We start from the raw sequence: 24,212 nt of genomic DNA, 5'->3' as shown, positions 1-24,212 counted from the left end.
GAGGTTTGTTAAATATTGTTTAATCTGATTTTAAATACTGTGCCGGATCCCAGTTCACTTTCTAATGAAATACTCCCTCCCATAGATTCAACCTGAGATCTTACCATATGAAGACCCAGTCCTTTACCCTCAACTACATTAGTAAAGCGCTTATAGAGTCCGAAGATCTGATGTTTGTAAAGCTTAAGGTCTATTCCCATTCCGTTATCACTAACCTCGATGTACGTGGATTCCTCCTCCCGGTAAGCTTTGATTAAGATCGCAGGTTTTCTTTCCGGATGCTTATATTTAATTGCGTTTGATATCAGATGATGAAGAATACTTTGAACATAGCTCTTAATACTTACCAACTCATTTGCCTCCGTAAAGTCAGTTGAGATCGAAGCCTGCGATTGTTTTATCTGCGATTGGAGGTCATGTGAAATACCTTGAATAACATCCTGCAGGTATACAAGTTCCTTCTTCTCGTTCAGCGGAGATCTTACCGCTAAGATATCATTGAGGTCTCTTATCAGGTCATCAATTGCCTCTGCCGATTTACCCAAATTAGACAATACCTCTTTTGTTTCTTCCTGAGGAAGGCCATTTTCGAGCAGATAAGAGATGCCAAGAATATTTGCTACCGGAGCACGCAGGTTGTGTGATACCACATAATTAAACTGCATCAATTCATTGTATCGATGATTCAGTTCCTTTAGCAGTTGCTCTCGCTCCTTTTCACTCGTCTTAATATGGGTAATATTCTGAGCAAGAAGTACAAGGCTCTCAATGTTACCAACGCGGTCTTTAACTGGTCCAACGTTTATATCGTACCATTCTTCCTGGGTAAATGCCCCTTGAGCCACAACCTCCAGACGCTGTTTTTCACCAGTTTGAAAACAGAGCTCCAGCTTCTCTTTAAAAATCTCCGTATAATTCGCGTCAGTAAAAAAGAAAACAGATTGACCAATAACTTCTTCGGGTTTTCGTGCGACCAGGGTATTAATGTATTTAATCTTCAGTTGTCTGTCTACTTCCACGATCAGCACTGGCGAGCTCTCAGCAATGGCTTTGAAATGATCTTCCCGTCTGCTAAGGGCCTCCCAGGCCTTAATCTTTTCCTTTTGAGCAAAAACAGTAGCTGAAATGTTCCTTATGATCGCCATAACTTCCTTTTCTCCACTTTTCATCATGCGAGCCTCGTAATACCACTCATCAAGTCCTTCCCGAAGCTGATATTCATGAGTTACCATCCGGCCAGATAGTATACTTCGCCTGGCCAGAGCCAGTAAGGCCTCATAAATTTCCTGTGGAAAGAGGGCGGAAAGCGGACCTTCAAGATCAGGATTTCTATAATCGCTCATACCTCCGTCTTGGGAATAAAGGAAACACTTTTCTGTAGCTGTATTAATTCGAAGCAAGGAATCTGGAATTACTTTCAGCAATGCTTTAAGCCTTCGCTCACTCGTATCCATGGCAGTAACATGCGTTTCAAGCGACGACATGATCTGTTGATGCTCCTTTTTATCTGAAATATCTACAATATATCCCTCCAGATAGAGTAATATGCCATCACTATTAAAGATTCCTGTTGCTGTTTCTCTAACCCACTTTTGCCTGCCGGCTTTTGTGATGATCCTGTACTCGCAACTGCAATCTTCATTTTTTCCCAACTGCTGCGTAAAAAGTTCCCAAAGCCATATCTTGTCTTCAGGAAGAATCAGACTTCCCAATCCTACCTTTGCCTGTATTAACTCTTCAGGAAAATACCCTGTTAAATCATAACTGCCTTTACTTGCGTACAAAACTGGTCGACCCGACTCAAATTCGCATCTATATAGCATGCCCGGCATATTCTCCAGAAGATTCTGAAAAACAGACTGGTTTAAGTTTATTTTCTCCATTTTTTATCCCGCAGGAAGCTTTACGAAAAACTCATCAATCGAACCGTTAAATATAACCTATCCAATTAAATAGAGAAAAATAATTTCTTTCTATACAAAAAAATTCATCCTATAATTTCATTTACAAAGAATAGATCATTCTTAGTTACCAAACCGAAAGCCGGGTATTAGTAGTTATAGGTTAAACCAAAATAATAATTCCTTTTAGGAGCAGCATTATAGAAACGATCACCAGCTGCATTAAGATCGTTCCCCAGACTATAGTTCTGATTAAGCAGATTATCAGCACCGGCGTACAAACCTATTGGATATTTTCTGCTTACGGATTTCAGGGAAAGACGAGCACTAATTAGGTTATAAGTAGCGGCGTAAGCTGTATTAGCATCGTTTAAAGGTATTTCGGAAGTATAGCTATGTTGAACAAAAAACGAGATACTGGAGGGAAAACTGACCTTAACAGAGGATACAATCGTTTTTGACGGAACTCCAGTTAACTCATTTCCGGAATAATCCTTGAGGCCGTTACGGTTGAAAATATACTCCTTAAAGCGGAAATGATTAAGTGTCAGGCTATTTTTAAATTGTATTGACCTTACCACCCTGGTTTGGCTGAAAGGCAGTAGTTGAACAGACAATTCGGATTCTAATCCTTGTTGATCGGTTTTACCAGCATTAACGTAATAATCTGTATCGTTGGGATTAATTCCTCTTACGATGGCATCATTAAGCCTATAATTAAAATACACGGCATCCCAGTAAACCCGGTTGTTAAGGAGAGACAGCCGGAAACCCAACTCCCGTGACCAACCTTTTTCTGCCTGGATAACTGTATTGATTGCCGTTCCGGAGGGATTTACCTCTTCTAAGGAGGGTGGAGAAAAACCGCGACTGAGAGAAGCTCTGAAACTAAGAGAAAAAACCGGCCTGTACAAAATTGCAAAACGTGGCATTAGTTCATCTTGAAAACTGCGCCTCAATACTGCTGATCTTTCAGGAAAAAGTGAGCCATAATTATAACGGTAGTGATTAATGCTTAATCCTGACTCAATTGATAATTGTTTCGATAAAGTTGCTGAAAAATGAGCAAATGAAAAGCGCTGCTGGGCTTTGAGGTCAGCTCCCTGCTGTTGCACTCCTTTCATACCTGTCTCATTTGCAAAGTTTTCCTTCAGCATTTTTGTCTGCTGACCCTCAAAGCCTAACTGAAAGCTAAAAGGGAAAATGAACTGCTTACTATCAAACTCAAGGTAAGTCCTTAGTCCAAGAGAACTCTCATCTCTTATTTCATAATTTGCAATAGCAGGATTTTCAAAGTCTGTTCCGGAAGCAGTAAGGGATACAACATGTTTTAACCTTGGACTAATTTGCAATTCATGTGCTAGTCCTGCAAGCCACGTTTTATTAGCTACATTCGCTTTTTGAACTATTGCCTGTCTCCGCGCACTATCCGGACTATTGTCAAACTGTGAAAGGGTTAAACCTCCGGGAGTTTGATAGCGCAGATCGGAAAAAAGCAAGAGACTCTTTAATTTTGATACAGGAGAATAATTCCATTCGGGTGTTAAATGAATGTACTTACGTTCTGAACGGCTCTGTTGTCGATACCCATCAGACCTAAGGAAGCCCTCATGGATTCCTATCCTAAACTTCCGGTTTTGTTTGTAAAAGGATAAATGCTGATTAAGGGTGTTGTATGATCCAGCCCCCAGGGATGCATTAATATAGAGACTGTCTTCCCCCACAAATGGGCGAACCAAAATCACGCCACCAGTATTTGGACCATAAATACTTCCCTCAGGACCCTTTATCACTTCTATAGAAGAAGCTGCTCGCGGATCGATCAGGTTCAGATAAGAGTTGCCTGAAGCATCCGTCAGGATAAAATCATCAAGGTAAACTTTCACATTTCTTACACCAAATGGAGACCGCAACAAACTACCCCTGATTGAGAACCTGTAGCTGCCCGGGGAACGTTCTTCCATCCTGACTCCTGGCATAGTGTTTACCGAAGGTACCAGAGAAAAGGGATTCTGATCCTGAAGGGCGGTACCAGGAATAACACTTATAGAAGAAGGAACTTTCAACAAAGGCTGCTCTGTAAAATAAGCTTTTACATGCACTTCCTTTAATGACGAACTGTCTCTGAGGTGCTGACCATACGAATTGTGAAAAATCAATGCAAGGATAAAGAGGATGGCTTTTTTCATTTATAATTCCGTCAACAAGTATATGTATTAGATTATCTCCAAGTAGGTGCTTAAATGACAATTTCTATTCATTCTTAACCATAACAGTATTTCCCGCAGATTGTCTGGAATTTAAAAATAAGTTAAACTCAATAATAAGCTGGGCGTTGATAATAAAAACACGCCTGACCAGAAACTCGGACAGAGATAAAGACAATGCGTGTTTTTATTGCTGAGAAAGAACGAATTAAACATTGACAAAAAACCTAAAAAACATGGCTATAATTTATCCTGATATGTACCGCAACACTGGTAAAGATCATACTGGTATGATGACTGATCCTCAGGTTATAAATGTAAATACACCTGAGCGTATCTTTTCTGTAATTGCAGGAACTTTCCTGATCTATAGTGGTATCAAAAGCCTGGTAGGACATCCCGTAGCGGCAGCTTCTAAACTAGTTGCTGGTAGTGTGTTATTTGCCAGAGGAGCAAGTGGTCACTGCCCAATTTACGAACGAACAGGGACTGATGGAGTGAGGCCACAGAATATCAACATAAAACAATATTTTACTGTTAACAAACCACGGGAGGAGGTTTACCAATTCTGGCGCAAACTGGAAAACCTGCCTCTATTTATGCGTCACCTGGAATCAGTAACGCAGACTGATGAAAAACATTCACACTGGAAGGCAAAGTTTGGCTCATACTTACCATCAGTAAGCTGGGACGCTCAGATAGTCAAAGAACGTGAAAATGAATTTATCGGATGGAGTGCGCTAGAAGGTTCGGTAATAGAAAATGCCGGGAAGGTGGAGTTTAAAGATGCGCCTGGCGGTCGGGGTACAGAGGTGCAGGTAGTATTCAGTTATCATGCTCCCGTAGGTGGTATTGCCACAGGTATCGCTAAGCTTTTCAATCCTGTAGCAGAAAACATTATTCGCGAAGATGTAAGGAACTTTAAGCAATATATTGAAGCTGGCGAAGTACCAACAACCACCGGACAACCTTCAGGAAGAAAGTAAGTATCGGCACGGCGAATGGAAAAAATTATCAACCTTTTTGAAACTCAAAAAATATGAAAGCTCTTTGTTGGAACGGAGTTAAAGATCTCAGAGTAGAAACTGTACCAGATCCTACTATCCTAAACTCCCGTGATGCCATTATAAAAGTATCAATGAGCTCTGTTTGCGGCTCTGACCTTCATCTCTATAATGGATTTGTACCCTCTATGCGTGAAGGAGATATTATTGGCCACGAGTTCATGGGCGAGGTGGTTGAAACAGGTAAAGATGTAAGGAAACTTAAAAAGGGTGACCGTGTGGTTGTAGTATCCGTGATTGGTTGCGGGGAGTGTCATTACTGTAGTAGTGGGTCCTGGTCTTTGTGTGATAATAGCAATCCCCATGCTATTATGCAGGAAAAGGCCTACAATTATTCAACTGCTGGCATATTTGGCTACTCACACCTATTTGGCGGCTATGCCGGAAGTCACGCGCAGTATATCAGGGTACCTTTTGCTGATAACGGTGCTTTTGTGGTCCCGGAGGAAGTGCCTGATGAAAAGGCTGTTTTTATTTCTGATGCTATGCCTACGGGTTATATGGCTGCAGAAATGGGAAATATAAAGCCAGGTGATGTTGTAGCGGTATGGGGAGCAGGAGGAGTTGGACAAATGGCAATTCAAACAGCCTATTTAATGGGTGCCGAAAAAGTAATTGCGATAGACAGCTTCGATTATCGGCTACAAGCTGCAGCAAAGTTTTCGAAAGCAGAAACACTGGATTATACAAGTACAGATATCTTGGACGCGTTGAAGGAAGCTACAGGCGGCAGAGGCCCCGACGTGTGTATAGATGCCGTAGGTATGGAAGCAAGAACTACCGGGATAGAGCAGATTTATGATAAGGCTAAACAGAAACTAAGGCTCGAATCAGACAGGCCTGCAGTTTTGCGACAAGCAATAATGGCTTGCCGAAAAGGAGGAACTATCTCTGTTGTGGGTGTTTACGCGGGCCTGATAGACAAATTCCCCATGGGGGTAATGATGAATAAGGGTTTAACTATGAGGGGTGGTCAAATGCACGGTCAACACTATGTTCAAATGCTGATCGATCTGATCCTTCAGGATAAAATTGATCCCTCTTTTCTTTTAACACACCCAATGCCACTGGAAGCCGGGCCCGAAGCCTATGGAATGTTCAATGATAAAACGGATAATTGCATGAGAGCAGTGTTTCTGCCTAACATGTAAAATAAAAGAGTTAGGAAAGCCGCTTAGTTCGAGGCGGCTTTCCTATTATCTATTATTTTATTTCAGACGTGTTGACCCGCGTGCACTCCTTCAGCAAATTCCTCTACCATTTTTTTGTTGAAAGCGGGAAGATCTCCAGGGTTGCGACTGGTTACCAGTCCCTGATCTACTACCACTTCGGCATCTGACCATTCTGCTCCTGCATTTATCAAATCGACAGCAATAGAGGGGAAAGAAGTTAAACGCCTGCCCTTTACAACTTCGGCAGTGATCAAAGATTGAGGGCCATGACAGATTGCAGCTACGGGCTTTCCTGTCTTAAAAAAAGCCTTGATAAAATCTATTGCCTGCTGATTTTGTCTTAACTGGTCGGGATTAAAAACACCGCCAGGAAGAAGTAAACCATCGAAATCATCCGGATTTGCATGAGCAATATTCAAGTCGACGGGAACCTCAATCGACCATTCATGATCTTTCATTCCTCTCACTGTACTTTGTTGTGGCGATACCACCTGAACAGTCGCACCAGCCTCCTGCAAGGCTTGAAGCGGACTTGTCAATTCTACTTCCTCGAAACCGGTCTCTGTTAAAATTGCAATCCTTCTGTTACTTAGTCTTGGCATAATTCAAAATTTAGTTTTCTTCTAGGTAGCTCTTTTTTAAGCTTTTAGTATCTACAGAGGCAAATTCTATTTGTTTTTTTCAATTTTAATTCGATATTAACAACTGTTTACAACATATCTTTGCTCACCGCTGAATTATGGATATCAAAAAACGCATAGCAATCTTCGCGTCAGGATCGGGCTCTAATGCTCAAAAAATAATGGAACATTTTAAAAAGCACAATGAGGCTGAAGTGGCTATTGTACTTACAAATAACCCGGATGCTTACGTGCTGCAACGTGCTGATAATTTTGAAATTCCGACTCACGTTTTTGACAGGTACGAGTTCTATAAGACCAATTCTGTAGTGAATTTATTGAAAAGCCTTGAAATAGATATCATTGTATTAGCAGGCTTTTTATGGCTTGTTCCGGAAAATCTTTTAAAGGCCTTTCCTAATAAGATCATTAATATTCATCCTGCCCTGCTTCCTAAATATGGTGGAAAGGGAATGTATGGTGATAACGTTCATAAGGCCGTATTAGCAAATGGAGAGGAAGAATCTGGTATTACCATTCACTTTGTGAACGAACACTTTGATGAAGGAGAAATTATCCACCAATCAAGATTCAAAATTGAAAAAGGTGATGACCTGGAGATGATCAAGTTTAAAGGACAACAGCTGGAGCATACTCATTTCCCAAAAGTAGTGGAAAGCCTGCTGAAAAAAATGAAGAGTTTTTAGTCGTTTTTTTGATTATTTAAGGAGGTTTCAAATTGCAGCTTTTACCAAATAAGGCAAAATTTCCTTATGAAAGCTTACAAAGTTCTTCCTTACGTCAGAATCGCTGACGGATGTAAAAGCAAAGGAAAAGACAATGCTTTTACTTGCTTTGATTAAGAAGTTCAATTTCTCTATACTATTTTCCTCTTGCTGAAACATATGCGTTTCAAGAAATGAACCTATAAGTAACTTTTCAAGATCATCAGATAGAGTCTTCAAAAATTCCTGAGAGTTCGTGTTCTCCCTGATAAAATCCCAACCTATAAATTCGTTACAAACAGCATAAGAAAGCCTGCTCGTTTTAAGAATAAGATTACTTATGTAGGCAGACTTATTAGTTTCCTCGTTAGTATTTTCAATAATCTCATTCACACTTATGCGGAGATAGTCCATAAGGATGGTATGCAGTAATACTTCCTTACTCTCAAAATACTTGTAAATAGTAGCTTTCGCAATTTTGGCCCTCTTTGCAATTTCGTTAACACTGGTTTTATGATAGCCATATTTACGGAAAAGATCCTGTGCAGAACGGATAATTTCTTCTCTTATCTTATCTGTCTCCATACTTAATTGCTAACCTGAATTAAGGAACCGCCAGTAATATAGACGGAGTACTGTCGAAGGTTCTTCTTTGCAGGACTTTTAACGGGAGCACCGTCATATAGTGAAAAGACACCGCCACTGCAGGTATCTATTGCAGTAAGTCCGCTTTCTTCAGGATTTACAGGACAACGGGACTCAGGGTTTACCGTACTGCAGCGATCGAATGCCAGGTAGGCACCACTATTTTTTGTTATGATCAATCCCGCTACGCCATGCCCGCTCACAACAAGAATCCCGTTCTTATTTCTTATATTAAACTCTTGTACTGAGATCCGATAATCTACAGGAACATCAGGGATACCAAGCGAATCCTTTCCGCATGCGAGAAAAATACTAGAAACAAGGACAATAGCAATGAGCCTTATCAGGCCTTGAATTGTAATCTTTGATGTATGTCCTTTCATCGCTATTGCTCTAACCTGAACCTAAATCAATTCGCTTTGAAACTGTTTCAAAAACCGTACATCGTTCTCTGAAAACAAACGAAGATCCTTTATTTGATACTTCAGGTTAGTAATACGTTCAATACCCATACCAAACGCATATCCTGTATATTTTTTACTATCAATTCCGCAATTTTCAAGCACATTAGGGTCTACCATACCACAACCCAGGATCTCTACCCATCCAGTGTGCTTACACATCTGGCATCCGGCACCTTTACAGATTGAACATGAAACATCCATCTCTGCTGAAGGCTCTGTAAATGGGAAATAGGATGGTCTGAAGCGAACTTTAGTTCCCTCGCCATACAGTTCCTGTACAAAATAAAAAAGCGTTTGCTTCAGATCAGCAAAAGAGACGTTCTCATCAACATATAAGCCCTCTACCTGGTGAAAAAAGCAATGAGCCCTTGCAGAAATAGCTTCGTTTCTGTAAACCCGTCCTGGCATTATTGCTCTAAATGGCGGTTGGCCATTCTCCATCATCCTCACCTGTACTGATGATGTATGTGTACGCAGCGCTATATCACCATTACCGGCATCTTTTTTAATAAAAAAGGTATCCTGCATATCTCTTGCCGGATGTTCTTCTGGAAAGTTCAGCGCGGAGAAGTTATGCCAGTCATCTTCAATCTCTGGTCCTTCAGCAACGTTAAAGCCTAGTTTTTTGAAAATTTCAATGATCTCCTTTCTTACAAGGGAAAGCGGATGACGTGATCCCACTTCAAAACCTTCACCAGGCAAGCTTAAATCCTGCTTCGCTTCGCCCGAATGAATGCCCGATTCGAACTGCTCTTTAAATGACTGGTGTTTTTCTTCGGCGAGCTTCTTGAATTCATTCAAAACCTTCCCCAAAAGCCTTTTTTCTTCTGGAGTAACTGTTTTGAACTCATCGAAAAGATCTTTAATAATCCCTTTTGTTCCCAGGAACCTGATGCGAAAAGCTTCAAGTTCATCTACTGACTTTGGTTCAAAGGCACTTATTTCCGAAGTATATTGGTTGATTTTTTCCTGCATACGGCTGCAAAGATAAATTTTAAAATATCAATGAAGAAGCGTTAAATATTCTAAAAAAGAAAAGGCTTAGTTACCTAATTAGTATGCATTAGCCCTAATACTATTAAATTCACAATTAATGCGATTAAAGTACTTTTATTTAACCACTTTCAATAAATTCTACGTATAAAACGTTATACTTTATATTATATTAAAAACATATTAAGGTAATTTTTTATTTAAAGCTTATTTAGCTCCAATGCTCCGGTACTTTATTGTCTTTTTTCTATTTATCTCTTCATCAGCTTATTCTCAGGACACCTTTGAAATTTGCGGGACAATAACTGATATTAAAGGTAATGCTATCCCTTTTGCTTCTATTTACCTTAAAGGAACAAGCGTTAGCTCTATGGCTAATGATGCAGGCAGATACTCTCTCAAAATTGATACCGGTCACCATACGTTGTTATTCAGATATGTTGGTTATAAAGAAGCTGAACGGGAAGTCTATTTAACCCGATCGGATACTGTAGATATTATTCTAAAACCTGACGTTTACGAGTTGAAGGAAGTAGTGATCGGTAAACAGGAAGACCCCTCTTATGCAATGATCAAAAAAGTAATGGCTAACCGTAAATATTTGCGACAAACGCCCTCTTACAGCTGTGAAGTTTATACGAAGGGGGTGCAAAAACTTGTAGATGCACCTAAACGATTACTAGGACAAGATGTCAAACAGACTTTAAACTTAGACTCAAACCGGAGAGGAATTATTTATCAGTCGGAAACAAAGTCTAAATTCTACTTCAATTACCCTCATGTAAAAGAAGAAATGCTTGCCTCTAAGGTAGCCGGAGACCGGGAAGGGTTTTCTTTTAACAGGGCTCTCGACCTTCAGGTGAATCTGTACCAAAACCTGATTCAGTGGAAAGCATGGGGAAATCAAAGTTTTGTTTCGCCCGTAGCAGACTTTGCGTTTAACTATTATAATTTCAAGCTACTCGGAACGAGCAATATTAACGGAAAAGAAATACACAAAATTCAAATTTCTCCAAAGCATAAGTATGACCCGGCATTCAGGGGATATTTATACCTTGTTGGTGGCACCTGGAGGATCTATAGCATTGACCTCTTCCTTACCCGCGATGCACGCATTAACTTTGTTGACACCTTAAGGATCAGTCAGCAGTTTCGCTTAGTAGACAATGAATACTGGCTGCCATCAGATATAACTTTTAAGTTTAGCGGCCGGGTTCTTGGATTCGGGTTTTCGGGTTACTTTACCGGACTATACAGTAATTATGTTACGAATCCTGCTTTTCGGGAAGACTTGTTCACAGACGAAATCCTTCATATGCCAAACGACGTGAACAAAAAAGACACCGAATGGTGGGAGGAGAACCGTCCGATCCCTCTGAGTGAAGAAGAAGACTGGAACTACGCGGTGAAGGACAGCTTAGAGGAGTTACAACGCTCGAAGGCTTATGTTGATTCTATCCAGAGGGTACGAAACAAATTTAATCCGGTTAGATATGCTTTTACCGGCTATACATTAAACAACTTCAGCAACAGGAGTTCCTGGTATTTTTACCCTTTAAACAGAACCTTATTTTATAACACTACTGAGGGTTGGGGAGCTGACGTGAAAGTTAGATATACGAAGCAGTTCAACTTCAAGCGATCACTGGAGTTTGAGCCCAACGCACGCTATAGTTCTAACAATAAATTATTAAATCTAAACGCCGAGCTTACTTATCGTACTGATACACTGATGCATGAAAGCTTTACTATTAAAGGCGGAAGTGATTTTCTGGATTTAAATAACAGGGGAACAGTTAATTTATTTTACAACTCTCTTACCTCCCTCTTTGAGGGGAAAAACTATTTAAGACAGTATAAATCAAATTTTTTATCCTTAAGTGCACAACGAGAAATAACAGATGGGCTGATGGTTACCGGAGGGGTAGAAATGGCAAAGAGGTTTCCTATCAGAAATAGTGCTAATGATTCTAGTTTCGCTGATTTCAATCGCCTGTTCCCTGGAGACAATCTATTTCCGGTGAACAATGCCTTCAGCTTGGAAACCAAGCTCTCATATACCTATGGCCAGCATTATACGAGACGGCCAGACGGAAAAATTTACGAACCTGCCCGGTATCCTACCTTAAAACTTACTTATAGGAAAGGCATTAAAGGTGTAATAAATTCGGCGGTTGACTACGACTTCGGATCGATAGACCTTTACCAGGATAAGTTAAAAACAGGATTAATGGGTTACAGCTCATTCTATATGTCGGCCGGAAAATTCTTCTCTTCGAAGTCCCTTTTCTTCCCTGATCTCCGGCACTTCACGGGAAATCAAACCGCAGTCTATAATCCTCTTTTTCCAAATTTCCACTTTCTGGACTACTACTCCTATGCTACCAACAATAGCTACTTTGAAGCCCACTACGAACATAATTTCGCAGGCGCTGTACTGAAGAAAGTACCTCTCATCAGGCGATTGAACCTTGAGGAAATTGTTGGTGGAGCTTATTTAACACAGCCTCTGAAAGATTATAAAGAAGTATACATTGGTATACAACGTCTTATATTTAGGTTCGATTACGGATGGTCATGGGTGCCGGGACGCCCTATTCAAAAGGCTTTCCGCTTGTTCTATGGATTCTAGTACAGGTTTTAAATAGTCCACAGCTGATCTTTCGGCATAATTACCTCTCAACGCATCTTAATATTATTTTTCTATTAAATATTTACTTTTAAAAATTCATGGAGGAATTTTTGACGAATTAGGTTTGATTTAGAATGCGGCGGTTAACATAAAATTAACATTAAGAGAGCAATGTTAAGTTCATGTTAACACTGTATAACCATTTAATTAAATCAGCATTATGCTTAACTCTAAATTTAAGCAGAGTTAATACAAGTACTATTTTCGCCTCAATTTCAAAGAAAATGAAGACTTTAATTCAAACTCTTACCATTGCTTTTCTCTCAATTACGACAGCTACCACCTGGGCGCAATCGACACAGGACACCGTTAAGAAAGAACCTGTGAAACCATCCACAGAGGAAAAGAAATCAGAATGGTATCAAAAGATAAGCATACGTGGATACGTCCAAGCTCGCTACAACCGCTTATTGGAAACGAATGGTCAGGTAAGAAACGAACAAGGGGACCGCTCTATTGGCTCTAACGGAGGATTCTTCCTTCGACGAGTTCGTGTAATCTTCTCGGGTCAGGTCCATAAGAAAGTCTATTTTTACGTACAACCCGACTTCGCCTCATCTGCATCCTCTGATAATTTACATTTTGGCCAATTGAGAGATGCGTACGTTGATTTGGGAATTGACAATGATAATGAATTTCGTTTTCGTGTAGGGCAAAGTAAAATTCCTTTCGGGTTTGAAAATATGCAGTCAAGTCAAAATCGTCTTCCTTTGGATAGGAATGACGGAGTAAATAGTGCAGTTGCAAACGAACGTGACCTTGGAGTGTTCTTTTACTGGGCACCAAAAGAGATCAGACATCTATTCGCCACATTAGTAAGTTCGGGATTGAAGGGAAGTGGTGATTATGGCGTTTTCGCCTTTGGAGCCTATAACGGTCAAACAGCGAATAAGCCCGAAGCTAATAATACTCCGCACATCGTATCGCGTTTAACTTATCCAATCAAGATTGGGAAAAAGCAAATTATAGAGCCGGGAATTCAGGCATATACCGGAAAATATGTGTTAACAAGTTTAACATCAGGAGTTGTTTCAAAAACGAAAAATGAATATACCGATCAACGGGTAGCTGCAACTTTTGTTCTTTACCCTCAACCATTTGGTATTCAGGCAGAGTACAACTGGGGAACGGGGCCTGAGTTTGTAAGCAACGGAGCAAACGGAAAAGGAGAAATTGCACAGAGACATCTTGAAGGTGGTTATGTAACTGCTTCTTACCTTACTAAAGCGGGGGGCCAGATCCTGATTCCTTTTACAAGATACCACTACTATAATGGTGGTAAAAAACACGAGTTAGATGCACGAAGCTATAATGTTAGAGAACTTGAGTTAGGTTTAGAATGGCAACCACATAAGAATTTTGAACTGGTAACAGAATATACCCTTACCAAAAGAAAGTTCGAAGATGCAGCAAAACCGTTTAATTGGCAAAAAGGTAATCTTTTAAGGATACAAGCCCAGCTCAACTTTTAAATATACTTAAACAACAAGGCCTTTCAGTTATTCTGGAAGGCCTTGTTGTTTTAAGGATGTCAGATATCTTCCACCAACCTTACCTAGCTCACCTACCCCCTTAACCAGCGTCACCCGAACCAGTAAGCTTAGTCATTTTTTCAAGGGAGCCTAAAACTAACTTTGCAGCAAATGGAGCAATATTAATTTGCTCCTGCATCAATAAACAAATCTTATTTTATGGAAGGATTTAGAAGAATTTATTGGCCTGCAATTAATTTGATTGGCCCCGGAGCAGTAAAAGAAGTCGCTATTGAAGTTAAGAAACTTGGTCTTACCAAGCTTTTACTGGTAACGGATAAAGTACTACGCTCGATAGGTGTGGTAGATTTAGTAACAGCTGTTTTGAAAGCTTCTGAAATAGATTTTGTTGTATTTGATGAGGTAGAACCTAATCCTACTTGTAAAAATGTCACTGACGGCTTGCGTGTCTTCAAGGATGAGAATTGCGATGGGCTTATTTCTGTTGGAGGGGGATCTCCTCAAGACGCTGCAAAAGCTATTGGAATTCTACAGACGAACGGAGGCAATATTGTAGATTACGAAGGAATTGGAAAATCCCAATATAAATCTGTTCCGATCATCGCGGTCAACACTACAGCAGGAACAGCGTCTGAAGTGACAATTAATTATGTGATTACAGACGAATTAAGAAAGATAAAAATGGTAATGGTAGACCCCAACTGCCTGGCAAGTGTTGCAGTAAATGATCCTGAGTTAATGATAAAGAAACCAGCTTCCCTTACAGCCGCTACCGGAATGGATGCTCTTACTCACGCGATCGAAGCATACATTACCAAAGGGGCCTTCCGTTTGTCTGATACGCTTGCTTTGGAAGCCATAAAGTTAATTGGCGAATCCCTTGAAGAAGCCGTGGCAGATGGAACAAATCTGGAAGCAAGATCTAAAATGACCTGGGCTTCCTATATAGCAGGACTTTCATTTTCCAATTGTGGATTAGGTATCGTTCACTCTATGGCTCACCAGCTGGGTTCAGAATATAACCTTCCTCATGGTGTGGCTAATTCTATCCTCCTACCCTACGTTGAGGAATATAACTCGCAGGCATGTTCTGAAAAATTCAAAAAAATAGCAGCCGCATTAGGGAGAGATGTAACCGGGTTACCAGCAGATGAAGCAAGATTTGAAGCAATTGACGCGCTTGCTAAAATGGCTGAGAAGCTTAATATACCAAAACTATCAGAAACAAGTTTTAACCCTGCTGATATAGAAAAACTTTCTCATCAGGCAATGGCGGATGTCTGCACAGGAGGCAACCCCAGGGAGGTGGCTGTAGATGATATTAAGGCAATCTATATGAATGCTTATAAGGGTATATTACAAACAAATGCAACCATTGCCTGAAGATTCAACCCAAATACTCATATAAAGCGAAGGGCCTGCAGAAATGCGGGCTTTTTTCATTTGAATCAGCCATTTTACAAATCCCTGTAAACCCGTATCTTTACTCCGCATTTCACGCTGTTTGCAGCAGTATTAATGAACTATGGCGAAATATCAAACATTACTCTACTATTGTTATAGTACAATAGAAAACGCGGAACAATTTGCCGCTGACCACCTCAATTTTTGTAATTCCTTAGGACTTGTCGGAAGAATAATAGTAGCGGACGAAGGCTTGAATGGAACTGTTTCTGGTACACCTGAGGCTTGCACGGCTTATATGAATGCCGTTTATGCTGACGGTCGGTTTAATGCTACAGAGTTTAAGATCGACGAAGTAGATGAACCTTCTTTTATCAAAATGCATTGTCGTTACAAAGCTGAAATTGTTCATTCGGGCTTGCGGGATCCACACATTATCGATCCAACCAAAAAAACTGGTGTTCATTTAGAACCAAAGGACTTTCTGGAAATGAAAGACCGTGAAGATGTAGTTATTCTTGATGTGCGTTCAAACTATGAACACTCGATAGGTAGGTTTAAAAACGCGGTAACGCTTGATATCGATAACTTCCGGGAGTTTCCTGAGAAAATTAAGGAATTGGAACAGTACAAAGACAAGAAGATCCTTACTTACTGTACAGGCGGTATTAAATGTGAAAAAGCTTCCGCTTTACTGCTTCATGAAGGCTTTCCTGAGGTTTATCAACTGCATGGCGGAATTATTAAATACGGAAAAGAAGTAGGTGGTCAAGACTTTGATGGTAAATGTTATGTATTTGACAACCGTGTTGCAGTAGAGGTGAATAGTGTTAATCCAGTAGTTATCTCTAAATGTTATAATTGTGGTACTATTACTGCTAAAATGATCAACTGTGCCAATCCTGAATGCAATGAACATTTTACGCAGTGTGATGATTGCGGTACCAAGCTGGATGGATGTTGCTCTGATGCTTGCAAGGCTCACCCTCGTAAACGCCCATATGATGGAACAGGGTACTACGTGAAAGTGCCGCAGCAGGTGAATTTAAATAAGAAAGGCCGGTCGGAATTTATTGAAGGTCTTAAACCGGTAATGACATAATAAAGAAAGGTGTCTTAGTATTTGCAATGCAATACCTAAGACACCTTTCTCTTATCAATATACTCTTCAATCGCCAACTGAAGAAATCTACTCTGTTTCTCCTGGTGGTTTCGGCTTTACATTTTTCATATTGAAGCGAGGTTTGTAAGCGGGTTTCGCCACGGGCACCTCCGATTCATTTGCAATTGATTCATCTCGTTTATCTTCAGCAGTCTCACTTGCCACTTTTTGAACCGGCACTTCTTGTACTGAATTTTTCTCTGGCTCTTGAACCACATTTTCCTCCGATTTGGCCTTGGGAAGGTTCTTCATGTTGAAGCGAGGCTTGTAAGCGGGCTTTGCAACAGACTCCACAGATTCATCTTTACCTGATTCATCACCTTTAATTTCATTATCCCCACTTCCCACTTTTTGATCAGGAACTTCTTCTATTAGACTTTTCTCCGGCTCTTGAACTACATCCTCCTCAGGTTTAGCCTTCGGAAGGTTCTTCATATTAAAGCGAGGCTTGTATGCTGGCTTCTCAACAGGCTCAGATGGTTTAACAGTATCTTCCTTTGGAAGGATATCAACTTTCTCCTCTCCAGCAACAGTTTCATCGCCCTCAGCTCTTCCCTTCGCTATATTCTTAAGATTAAATTTAGGCTTATACGCCTGTTTTGAAGATTCGGCGGACTTTGGCTCATCCCCAAGGTTGTTGTTCGATTCCGGGATTAGCTTTTCCTCAGTTGAGTCTCCTGTTTGTTCAGCTTCACCGCCTGGATTCCTGGGTATATTTCGCATTTTAAACTTGGGCTTGTAAGCCTGTTGCGAAACTATATCTTCATTTCCTTCAGAATTAACGATGGGAGTATCTGATACTTCAGTCTTACCAGGCCTGCTTTCCAGGCTTTTGGCGTCCTCAGAGTTCTGAGCAGCTGGACTAATATTTCTTGGTTTAAAGCCCGGTTTCTTTACTGGAGTTACCTGGCTCTCCGTGCTTTCATTTAGTGAAGACTCGTCTTTTTTCTCTTCGGCTTTCGCTGCCGGTATATTTCTTGCCCTGAAAGCGGGCTTAGGAGAAGCTTTGGTTGGCTCAATAGGTCCGTCAGTCGAAACAGGCTTCTGCTCTATTGTTGGAGAACTTAAGGGCTCTGCCTGAGATGCTATTTTAGTTTCAAGCTGAGTAACCGCCTTCTCAGGAGTAACAAGATGATACAGTCTCCTTAATTTATTAAACCAGAACTTTTTTGTATGATCAAAGCTTTTTTCCCCCATCTGATTATAATGACTCCTGAACTCTGCAAAAAGCTCCGGATCTGCCTTTGATAATGCATCAAGATCAATTTTCTTCTTAACAAAAAACTCTTCAAAAGTCATTTATATTTTCTTTGGGGATCAAGGGGCTAAATGAATAAAAACAAATTGCGATCCAATTTTTTAAAGAAACTGATTAGGCCATATTATGATATACTGCCTGCACGTCATCGTCTTCTTCCAATTTGTCTATCAGTTTTAATACGTCTGCAGCCTGCTCCTCATTCACCTCCGCAGTTGAAAGTGTTATCCTTTCCAACTTTGCACTTTTCACTTCAATGCCCTTTTCTTCCAGCGTTTTCTGCATCTTTCCAAAATCTTCGAAAGAGGTGTGAATTACAGCAATGTCATTTCCTTCCTCATCATCCTCCACAAAAAGGTCTTCCAACCCCGCGTCGATCAACTCCAACTCGAGTTCTTCAAGGTCCAACTCACCAGGCAGGAAACGAAAAACGGCCTTACGCTGAAAGATAAAGTCTAATGACCCGGTTTTTCCAAGAGCACCACCCACTTTGTTGAAATAACTGCGAACGTTAGCTACTGTACGGTTTGTATTATCAGTTGCAGTTTCAATTAAGACAGCCACACCATGGGGAGCATAGCCTTCATAAACAATTTCTTCGTAATCAGAGGAATCTTTACTTGATGCCCTTTTTATCGCTGCTTCCACCCTGTCTTTAGGCATATTAACCGCCTTAGCATTTTGAATTGCAGTTTTCAATCGAGAGTTGCCATCCGGGTTTGGTCCTCCAGCTTTAACAGCCATGGCAATTTCTTTTCCTAAACGAGTAAATTGCACAGCCATTTTGGCCCAGCGTTTAAATTTTCTTTCTTTACGGAATTCAAATGCTCTTCCCATTGTATATCTTAAAATTTATTGTCCAAAAAATTGAAATAGAGGGGCAAAATTAACAATTAAAAGGAAAGACAAGGGATAAGTTTTTTCGGATACTAAAAGAACTTACCAGAGTAAAATGCATCAAAACAATAGATTAGATAAAAGGCGTTTAAAACTAAATTTCTTGAAACATCTGGCGGGGAATAGCGTTATAATAACAAATTGTGATAAGGTTTAGGTTGCCCTGATGTTCCTCATGAACGCAGGGCTTTTTTATTCTATTTTCAGCTGCCTTAAATCTGTAACCGCAATCTGAGGTCGCCCTCCATATTCAGTAACCCTCCCTGTAATTTTTGCATCCTTTCCCTTTAAATCTTCGGGAGATTTGATCTTAAAAAGAGAGCGGGCCGGTTCTTTAATAACAACCGTAAAAAGATGTTCAGGAAAAATTCCTCCAAGATACAGGAGTGTAATATGGGCGCGTTCAAGCACTCTTCCTCCAGAAATTTTCTGAGAAGTAGTTACAGAATCATTAAGATGCTTACTAATTTCGCTGGCGTCGATACGAGTTTGAGCATTGGACTTCATCCCCAAAGCGCCAAGCAACATCAGAACGGTAAAACTTTTTTTCATTGCGATAATTGTTACTACACCTGAATCAATTATGAGTACCCATTATTCTTCAATATGGCTGCATCTCGTACTCATGTAGGATCATCGTGATAATTTTTATGCAATATATGATGTTCCGGTAATAAAAAGATGAGCAAATGCAGGAACTTAGGGAAGATATTACTCCTAAAGGAAAAATTAATTATCGGAGAATGAGGAAGTTCCTTAAAATGCATCCTGCAGAACATTATTAATATTTGAAAATTGAATCAAAATCCCGAATATTGCGCCATAATAAGGCGGGAGAAATCCCAATTATAAAATACTCCTGAATAGCTCAGCAGGTTAGAGCATCTGACTGTTAATCAGAGGGTCGCTGGTTCGAGCCCAGCTTCAGGAGCAAAAGCCAACTTTGAAAAAGTTGGCTTTTTTAGTTTAAAGGCTAGACTGGCTGAAATATAGACCGTAACTGAAGACCTTAGAGTCTAACTCTTTCAAAGCCTTGCTGCAAGCACACAACTATTTCTGTATTTCTTTACCTTTCCATTCAAATCGAACACCTCAAGATACAACACATAGATACCGACAGAGGCGCGAGCAGCATGATCATCCATTCCGTCCCATACCAGTGCCCCTTCTGTTGACAAAGTTACATTCCTGTAAAGCTTACGGATCAATACACCTTTATCATTATAAACTGAGGCGTTAGCAACTAACCCATTTTGACCAAAATGATAAAGAAGAGTTAATGCATCTTCAAATCCGTCATTGTCTGGCGAAAAGGTTTTAGATACCAAAGAAACTTCCTCATCTCCGGAAAAAGCTTCAAAAGCCTGAGAGTTCTTATACCCAGGAGTAGCAAATCCGGCCGAAGAGGCTGCAGACCTGAAATTCCCTGGTTCGGTGGATGCTCTGCTAAAACTAACTCTTTCCAATGACACGCCTTCGGCATCCTTTATTAAAGGAAAATGCATTTTCTCAGAGTATGAAAACTGATCAGCTCTAACTCCATTTGAAACTATAACCACAGTTCCCGCATCGTCATTGAAGGCCGGCATTGATGACATTTTATATAAAGCTTCCGAATTTGCTGAAGCGTATTCTTTCTTTATGTTTTCCGGATCTATTGTTAAAGCCAGATAGCTATGTGGCTTAAACAACACTTGCGTTGTGGAGAGACGCTTAATACTGACAAGGCTATCAGCCCCTCCCTTTACTGTCGCAATCGCCAGGTCTTTTAAATCAAATTCCTTCTCTGAATTATTGTAAATCTCCACAAAATCAACCCCTTCCCGTCTTGGATTAAAAAGAATTTCACTAATCAATATTTCCTCTTTTCCTGACCTGTCGGGGCAGGTAAAAGACATAGAATTATTTCCATCTTTTATGAGAGTTCCCGAACAGTCGGTGACGTGAGACACTGTAACAGTATAAACTTTCCCCCTACCTATATTTTTATCAAATTGCAGTTCAACATCCATAAAACCGGGCGCCATTGCTCTCGCGGAAATTGGTTTTCCCATTCCATTGTTAATAGCAAAATTTTCAGGGAAGGAGGCAAAGAGACTGTCAACACTACGATTAAAACCAATTCTGAGGGTGATACTATCTATTAACACGGCTTCCTTTACTGATAATACTTCTTGAGGAAGAGGTAACATACTTACAGAGTTTAACTTACCAGGGGTACCTCCACTCACATCTATACTTGCTGCCCAATTTTGAATCCCTTTACAGCTGGCGTTTAAATACATTTGCTCTAATGTCCATCCACCCGACTTCTTTTCAGAGTCCTTATACCAGCTATCCTTGTAATCTACCGAATCAATAACAATTCCTTTATTGCTTATCAGCTTTAGCAGATCGCCTGAATTATTAAGACTTGGCCAGGGCGAGATCCCTATAACCCTTCCGTATTGTTTAAATTCGGCAGTGTCTGCTTTAGCACAGAGAATCAGATATTCGCCGGGTTGAATAGATAGAAGTGGCAGAGTTCCTGAAGATGCATGGTCGGCAACCTTCCAATTGTGAAGGGAGATAGGGGTCGTGGTCGTGTTAAATAGCTCAAGGAACTCCATTGGAGGAAGACCTAGCTGGGGAGAAGGATCTGCAAAAATTTCGTTAATCACTACATCTCTCTTTGCAGCAACGTAAGGTGCAGCATAATCAAAAACTGCCGTATTACTAGTTGACTGAATAATTGTCCCTGCACAGTCGGTGATGTTTTTCGCCACAATCTCATACTTGCTGCCATACGGAATTTCCTGATCGTAAATCAGATCCACATCAACAAACCCTGGGGAAACAGGCCTTACCCTGATAAGAGTTCCAAGTGATTTATTTAAAACATAATTGCGGAAAACAGAGGCTGAAAGACTATCAACGGGTCGATTAAAGCTTAAACGAATGGTAACGCTATCTAATACAGTAGCTCCTTTCAATGCTATTGGTGCAGTATCCAGGTCTTTCACCGAATTCTTTCTACCCGGGGTACCGCCACTTATGTCTGTACTTGCAGTCCAGTTTTGAGTCCCCCTGCACACCGCTTTTGGATCAATAAGCTCAAGTGTCCAACCTCCACCTTTCTTTTCAGCATCTTTAAACCAATCATCCCTATACTCTACAGAGTCTATTGAAGCACCCTTTTCATTTTTTAGACCAATAAAATCACCAGTGTTATTTAATGAGGGCCAGGGAGAAACACCCAGAACCCTTCCGAACTTTTTCAACTCGCTGGTATCAGCTTTAGCGCACATTATCAGATAATCATCAGGCTCTAAAACTATAAGAGGAAGTGTAGCTATGGCCGTAGGATCATAAAATTTCCAATTCTGTAAAGAAATAGTTTGATCAGAAACATTTCGAATTTCAACAAACTCAACTGTTGGCAACTCAACCTGAGGTGATGGATCTGCAAAGATCTCGCTGAATAGCACATCTCCTTTTTTTGCAGTATAAGGTGCAAGAAATTGAAAATTAACCGGAGTATTTGCAACTATAGTATTACCTGACCGGTCGGCAACGTTAGACACGCAAAGGGTGTAATTTGCAGTAATCAGGTCTTTAGAAAATGTCAGAATATAACTGTTGGGAATAACACCAGAAGTTATAGAAGCAGGTGATCCAACATTATTGTTTAGAAAATAATTAGCTGGTATTTTAGCTGTACCATCCTCGACCTCCTCATCGAACACTATTTCTATTGATTGCTTTGAAAGGACTTTAGCTGATAATATGTCCGGCGGAGTATTATCCGTTATTAGTGGCCGGACTACCACGTCGTCAAAAAAATGCTTCTGAAAGAATGAAGAGGTGGATTGCTGGACCAGAAATCCAAAGAAAGCAGAGGTCAAAAAATTAATATCAGCGACAGACCCTTCCGTAATGTAAGTACCTGCCGAATTATTAATATCGCGTTCAAGGGTAAAAACACCAGCAGCTGACCGCGTTACCTTTACCTTGATCCGATTGTTAGTGCTACTATTAACACTTCCGTCAATTCCGTCAATAATCTTAGTAATGGTACTACTTGCCCCACTGCGCTTGTAAAGGCAAATATCATCGCTGGTATTTCCTATACGAACAAAATAGCCATTAATAGCAGCGGACAGCAAATTTCGCTGGTCTGAAATTAAGTATATATCTACATAGTTAGACCCGGACGTGGCAAACTGGAGATTACAATAGAACTCCCATGTACAGGCAGTCGCGAGGGTATTGACAGTACTTAGATAAAAACTGCTGTTGGCCGCTGTTGAATTTGATCTTAATTGGTTATTAATTACCGAAAAATCATTACTTGAATTGCTCCCTGTCCAGGCCGGATTACTGACGAAATTTCCATCATCAAAATTGTCATTCACTTGTGATAAGGCAAATTTCGCAAAAAAGATCAGGGAAAAGACTAAACATTTTCTCATCTTTGCGGAATTTTATTACTATAAATAAACAAAGTAAAATTAAAAAAACAAAATGAAAGTCGCAGTTGTAGGCGCTACGGGCTTAGTAGGCTCGGTGATGTTAAAAGTTTTAGCAGAGCGCAATTTCCCGGTAACTGAATTGATTCCCGTAGCATCAGAAAAAAGTGTTGGTAAGGAAGTTGAATTCAAGGGAAAGAAGTACAAGGTGGTTTCGGCCGACCAGGCAATTGCGCTTAAACCAGAAGTTGCATTGTTTTCAGCAGGCGGTGGAACCTCTTTGGAGCAAGCTCCAAAGTTTGCAGAAGCAGGGATAACAGTAATTGATAACTCTTCTGCATGGCGTATGGACCCTACTAAAAAATTAGTTGTTCCTGAAGTTAATGCTAACGTTTTAACGTCTGAAGATAAGATCATTGCTAACCCTAATTGTTCTACAATTCAAATGGTAGTGGTACTTAAACCACTTCACGAGAAATATAAGATCAAACGCGTGGTTGTTTCTACTTACCAGTCTGTAACAGGAACTGGAGTTAAAGCTGTAGAACAATTAATGAACGAGCGTAACGGTATTGAAGGACCAAAAGCATATGCTCATGAGATCGACCTTAACGTAATCCCTCAAATTGATGTATTCCAGGATAACGGATATACTAAAGAAGAGATGAAAATGATCAAGGAAACGAATAAGATCATGGGAGATGATTCAATTAAAGTTACAGCTACAACTGTTCGTATCCCAGTTATGGGCGGACACTCAGAAGCTGTTAACATCGAATTTGAAAACGACTTTGATCTAGCTGAAGTTCGTAGCATCTTAGAACAGCAAGAAGGTGTTGTAGTCGTGGATGATCCTGCAAATGCAGTTTATCCAATGCCAAAAGATGCTCATGAAAAAGACGAGGTTTTTGTTGGACGCATTCGTCGTGACGAGTCTCAACCGAAAACCATAAATCTTTGGATCGTGGCAGATAACCTTCGTAAGGGAGCAGCAACCAATGCAGTGCAAATTGCAGAATATCTTCAGAAACAAGGTCTTTTAGGTTAAGATTATAAACAAATAATTC

Annotated in this window: 18 protein-coding genes and 1 tRNA gene; 9 read left to right on the top strand and 10 right to left on the bottom strand. The window is 40.3% G+C overall.

The annotated features are described in order from the left end of the window. Positions 1-8: 8 nt before the first annotated feature. Both J4N24_RS20215 and J4N24_RS20210 read right to left on the bottom strand, forming a co-directional pair. Positions 9-1,883, bottom strand: coding sequence for a PAS domain-containing sensor histidine kinase (locus J4N24_RS20215; protein ID WP_207535542.1), 1,875 nt, complete (start codon positions 1,881-1,883; stop codon positions 9-11). A 167-nt stretch (positions 1,884-2,050) separates the two neighbouring features. Continuing rightward, on the bottom strand, positions 2,051-4,090 hold the full coding sequence (locus tag J4N24_RS20210; RefSeq protein WP_207535541.1) for a TonB-dependent receptor: 2,040 nt from the start codon (positions 4,088-4,090) through the stop codon (positions 2,051-2,053). Positions 4,091-4,344: 254 nt separating this feature from the next. Here J4N24_RS20210 and J4N24_RS20205 point away from each other — a divergent pair, with 254 nt between their 5' ends. Next, the gene (locus tag J4N24_RS20205) at positions 4,345-5,094 is read left to right on the top strand and encodes an SRPBCC family protein (RefSeq protein ID WP_207535540.1); all 750 of its coding nucleotides are present in this window, start codon (positions 4,345-4,347) and stop codon (positions 5,092-5,094) included. A 53-nt stretch (positions 5,095-5,147) separates the two neighbouring features. Continuing rightward, positions 5,148-6,323 carry a zinc-dependent alcohol dehydrogenase gene (locus tag J4N24_RS20200; protein WP_207535539.1) on the top strand — a complete coding sequence of 392 codons (1,176 nt, stop codon included), beginning with the start codon at positions 5,148-5,150 and terminating at the stop codon, positions 6,321-6,323. 62 nt (positions 6,324-6,385) lie between these two features. Here the strand turns inward: J4N24_RS20200 and J4N24_RS20195 are convergent, their stop codons facing one another. After that, positions 6,386-6,946, bottom strand: coding sequence for a type 1 glutamine amidotransferase domain-containing protein (locus J4N24_RS20195; RefSeq protein ID WP_207535538.1), 561 nt, complete (start codon positions 6,944-6,946; stop codon positions 6,386-6,388). Between the two features lie 143 nt (positions 6,947-7,089). Here J4N24_RS20195 and purN point away from each other — a divergent pair, with 143 nt between their 5' ends. Further along, on the top strand, positions 7,090-7,671 hold the full coding sequence (purN, locus tag J4N24_RS20190; RefSeq protein WP_207535564.1) for a phosphoribosylglycinamide formyltransferase: 582 nt from the start codon (positions 7,090-7,092) through the stop codon (positions 7,669-7,671). A gap of 27 nt (positions 7,672-7,698) precedes the next feature. Here purN and J4N24_RS20185 read toward each other — a convergent pair whose 3' ends face one another. Genes J4N24_RS20185 through pheS form a run of 3 tightly spaced genes read right to left on the bottom strand, consistent with a single transcriptional unit; the run spans position 7,699 to position 9,773 of the window. Further along, positions 7,699-8,274 (bottom strand): TetR/AcrR family transcriptional regulator, encoded by a 576-nt coding sequence (locus J4N24_RS20185; protein ID WP_207535537.1) that lies wholly within the window; start codon positions 8,272-8,274, stop codon positions 7,699-7,701. A 2-nt stretch (positions 8,275-8,276) separates the two neighbouring features. After that, a complete protein-coding gene (locus tag J4N24_RS20180) occupies positions 8,277-8,717 on the bottom strand; it encodes a Rieske (2Fe-2S) protein (RefSeq protein ID WP_207535536.1) in 441 nt (146 codons plus the stop codon). A gap of 21 nt (positions 8,718-8,738) precedes the next feature. Next, complete coding sequence (pheS, locus tag J4N24_RS20175; protein ID WP_207535535.1) at positions 8,739-9,773, bottom strand: phenylalanine--tRNA ligase subunit alpha; 1,035 nt, start codon at positions 9,771-9,773, stop codon at positions 8,739-8,741. A gap of 238 nt (positions 9,774-10,011) precedes the next feature. Between pheS and J4N24_RS20170 the strand changes: the two genes are divergently transcribed. The 4 genes from J4N24_RS20170 to trhO all read left to right on the top strand — a co-directional run bounded on the left by J4N24_RS20170 (position 10,012) and on the right by trhO (position 16,482). Then, the gene (locus tag J4N24_RS20170) at positions 10,012-12,423 is read left to right on the top strand and encodes a DUF5686 and carboxypeptidase regulatory-like domain-containing protein (RefSeq protein WP_207535534.1); all 2,412 of its coding nucleotides are present in this window, start codon (positions 10,012-10,014) and stop codon (positions 12,421-12,423) included. Between the two features lie 284 nt (positions 12,424-12,707). Continuing rightward, on the top strand, positions 12,708-13,955 hold the full coding sequence (locus J4N24_RS20165) for a porin (RefSeq protein ID WP_207535533.1): 1,248 nt from the start codon (positions 12,708-12,710) through the stop codon (positions 13,953-13,955). Between the two features lie 219 nt (positions 13,956-14,174). Beyond that, entirely contained in the window at positions 14,175-15,359 is a 1,185-nt protein-coding gene (locus J4N24_RS20160) for an iron-containing alcohol dehydrogenase (protein ID WP_207535532.1), read from the top strand. Positions 15,360-15,501: 142 nt separating this feature from the next. Continuing rightward, a complete protein-coding gene (gene trhO, locus J4N24_RS20155) occupies positions 15,502-16,482 on the top strand; it encodes an oxygen-dependent tRNA uridine(34) hydroxylase TrhO (protein WP_207535531.1) in 981 nt (326 codons plus the stop codon). An 87-nt stretch (positions 16,483-16,569) separates the two neighbouring features. On the opposite strand, the gene J4N24_RS20150 is transcribed toward trhO, so the two are convergent. From J4N24_RS20150 to J4N24_RS20140, 3 genes are all read right to left on the bottom strand, one after another. Further along, entirely contained in the window at positions 16,570-17,841 is a 1,272-nt protein-coding gene (locus tag J4N24_RS20150; RefSeq protein ID WP_207535530.1) for a hypothetical protein, read from the bottom strand. A 73-nt stretch (positions 17,842-17,914) separates the two neighbouring features. Continuing rightward, the gene (locus J4N24_RS20145) at positions 17,915-18,637 is read right to left on the bottom strand and encodes a YebC/PmpR family DNA-binding transcriptional regulator (RefSeq protein ID WP_207535529.1); all 723 of its coding nucleotides are present in this window, start codon (positions 18,635-18,637) and stop codon (positions 17,915-17,917) included. 252 nt (positions 18,638-18,889) lie between these two features. Then, positions 18,890-19,249 carry a hypothetical protein gene (locus J4N24_RS20140; RefSeq protein WP_207535528.1) on the bottom strand — a complete coding sequence of 120 codons (360 nt, stop codon included), beginning with the start codon at positions 19,247-19,249 and terminating at the stop codon, positions 18,890-18,892. A 305-nt stretch (positions 19,250-19,554) separates the two neighbouring features. On the opposite strand from J4N24_RS20140, the gene J4N24_RS20135 reads away from it, so the two are divergent. Then, positions 19,555-19,628: transfer RNA gene (locus J4N24_RS20135), tRNA-Asn, on the top strand. Positions 19,629-19,722: 94 nt separating this feature from the next. On the opposite strand, the gene J4N24_RS20130 is transcribed toward J4N24_RS20135, so the two are convergent. Then, complete coding sequence (locus J4N24_RS20130) at positions 19,723-23,148, bottom strand: lamin tail domain-containing protein (RefSeq protein WP_207535527.1); 3,426 nt, start codon at positions 23,146-23,148, stop codon at positions 19,723-19,725. Positions 23,149-23,200: 52 nt separating this feature from the next. Between J4N24_RS20130 and J4N24_RS20125 the strand changes: the two genes are divergently transcribed. Beyond that, complete coding sequence (locus J4N24_RS20125; protein WP_207535526.1) at positions 23,201-24,193, top strand: aspartate-semialdehyde dehydrogenase; 993 nt, start codon at positions 23,201-23,203, stop codon at positions 24,191-24,193. Positions 24,194-24,212: the final 19 nt, after the last annotated feature.

The organism is Desertivirga arenae, assembly GCF_017355785.1.
GTDB classification, from domain to species: Bacteria; Bacteroidota; Bacteroidia; order Sphingobacteriales; family Sphingobacteriaceae; genus Desertivirga; species Desertivirga arenae.
This window is presented reverse-complemented; position numbering and strand designations above follow the sequence as displayed.

What these genes read in the sequence shown, in the direction of transcription:
- trhO (WP_207535531.1), top strand. Translation starts at nt 15,502, where the DNA reads ATGGCGAAATATCAAACATTACTCTACTATTGTTATAGTACAATAGAA.
- J4N24_RS20130 (WP_207535527.1), bottom strand. Translation starts at nt 23,148, where the DNA reads ATGAGAAAATGTTTAGTCTTTTCCCTGATCTTTTTTGCGAAATTTGCC.
- J4N24_RS20150 (WP_207535530.1), bottom strand. Translation starts at nt 17,841, where the DNA reads ATGACTTTTGAAGAGTTTTTTGTTAAGAAGAAAATTGATCTTGATGCA.
- J4N24_RS20205 (WP_207535540.1), top strand. Translation starts at nt 4,345, where the DNA reads ATGGCTATAATTTATCCTGATATGTACCGCAACACTGGTAAAGATCAT.
- J4N24_RS20210 (WP_207535541.1), bottom strand. Translation starts at nt 4,090, where the DNA reads ATGAAAAAAGCCATCCTCTTTATCCTTGCATTGATTTTTCACAATTCG.
- J4N24_RS20125 (WP_207535526.1), top strand. Translation starts at nt 23,201, where the DNA reads ATGAAAGTCGCAGTTGTAGGCGCTACGGGCTTAGTAGGCTCGGTGATG.
- J4N24_RS20195 (WP_207535538.1), bottom strand. Translation starts at nt 6,946, where the DNA reads ATGCCAAGACTAAGTAACAGAAGGATTGCAATTTTAACAGAGACCGGT.
- J4N24_RS20200 (WP_207535539.1), top strand. Translation starts at nt 5,148, where the DNA reads ATGAAAGCTCTTTGTTGGAACGGAGTTAAAGATCTCAGAGTAGAAACT.
- J4N24_RS20145 (WP_207535529.1), bottom strand. Translation starts at nt 18,637, where the DNA reads ATGGGAAGAGCATTTGAATTCCGTAAAGAAAGAAAATTTAAACGCTGG.
- J4N24_RS20160 (WP_207535532.1), top strand. Translation starts at nt 14,175, where the DNA reads ATGGAAGGATTTAGAAGAATTTATTGGCCTGCAATTAATTTGATTGGC.
- J4N24_RS20180 (WP_207535536.1), bottom strand. Translation starts at nt 8,717, where the DNA reads ATGAAAGGACATACATCAAAGATTACAATTCAAGGCCTGATAAGGCTC.
- J4N24_RS20165 (WP_207535533.1), top strand. Translation starts at nt 12,708, where the DNA reads ATGAAGACTTTAATTCAAACTCTTACCATTGCTTTTCTCTCAATTACG.
- pheS (WP_207535535.1), bottom strand. Translation starts at nt 9,773, where the DNA reads ATGCAGGAAAAAATCAACCAATATACTTCGGAAATAAGTGCCTTTGAA.
- J4N24_RS20170 (WP_207535534.1), top strand. Translation starts at nt 10,012, where the DNA reads ATGCTCCGGTACTTTATTGTCTTTTTTCTATTTATCTCTTCATCAGCT.
- J4N24_RS20185 (WP_207535537.1), bottom strand. Translation starts at nt 8,274, where the DNA reads ATGGAGACAGATAAGATAAGAGAAGAAATTATCCGTTCTGCACAGGAT.
- J4N24_RS20215 (WP_207535542.1), bottom strand. Translation starts at nt 1,883, where the DNA reads ATGGAGAAAATAAACTTAAACCAGTCTGTTTTTCAGAATCTTCTGGAG.
- J4N24_RS20140 (WP_207535528.1), bottom strand. Translation starts at nt 19,249, where the DNA reads ATGAAAAAAAGTTTTACCGTTCTGATGTTGCTTGGCGCTTTGGGGATG.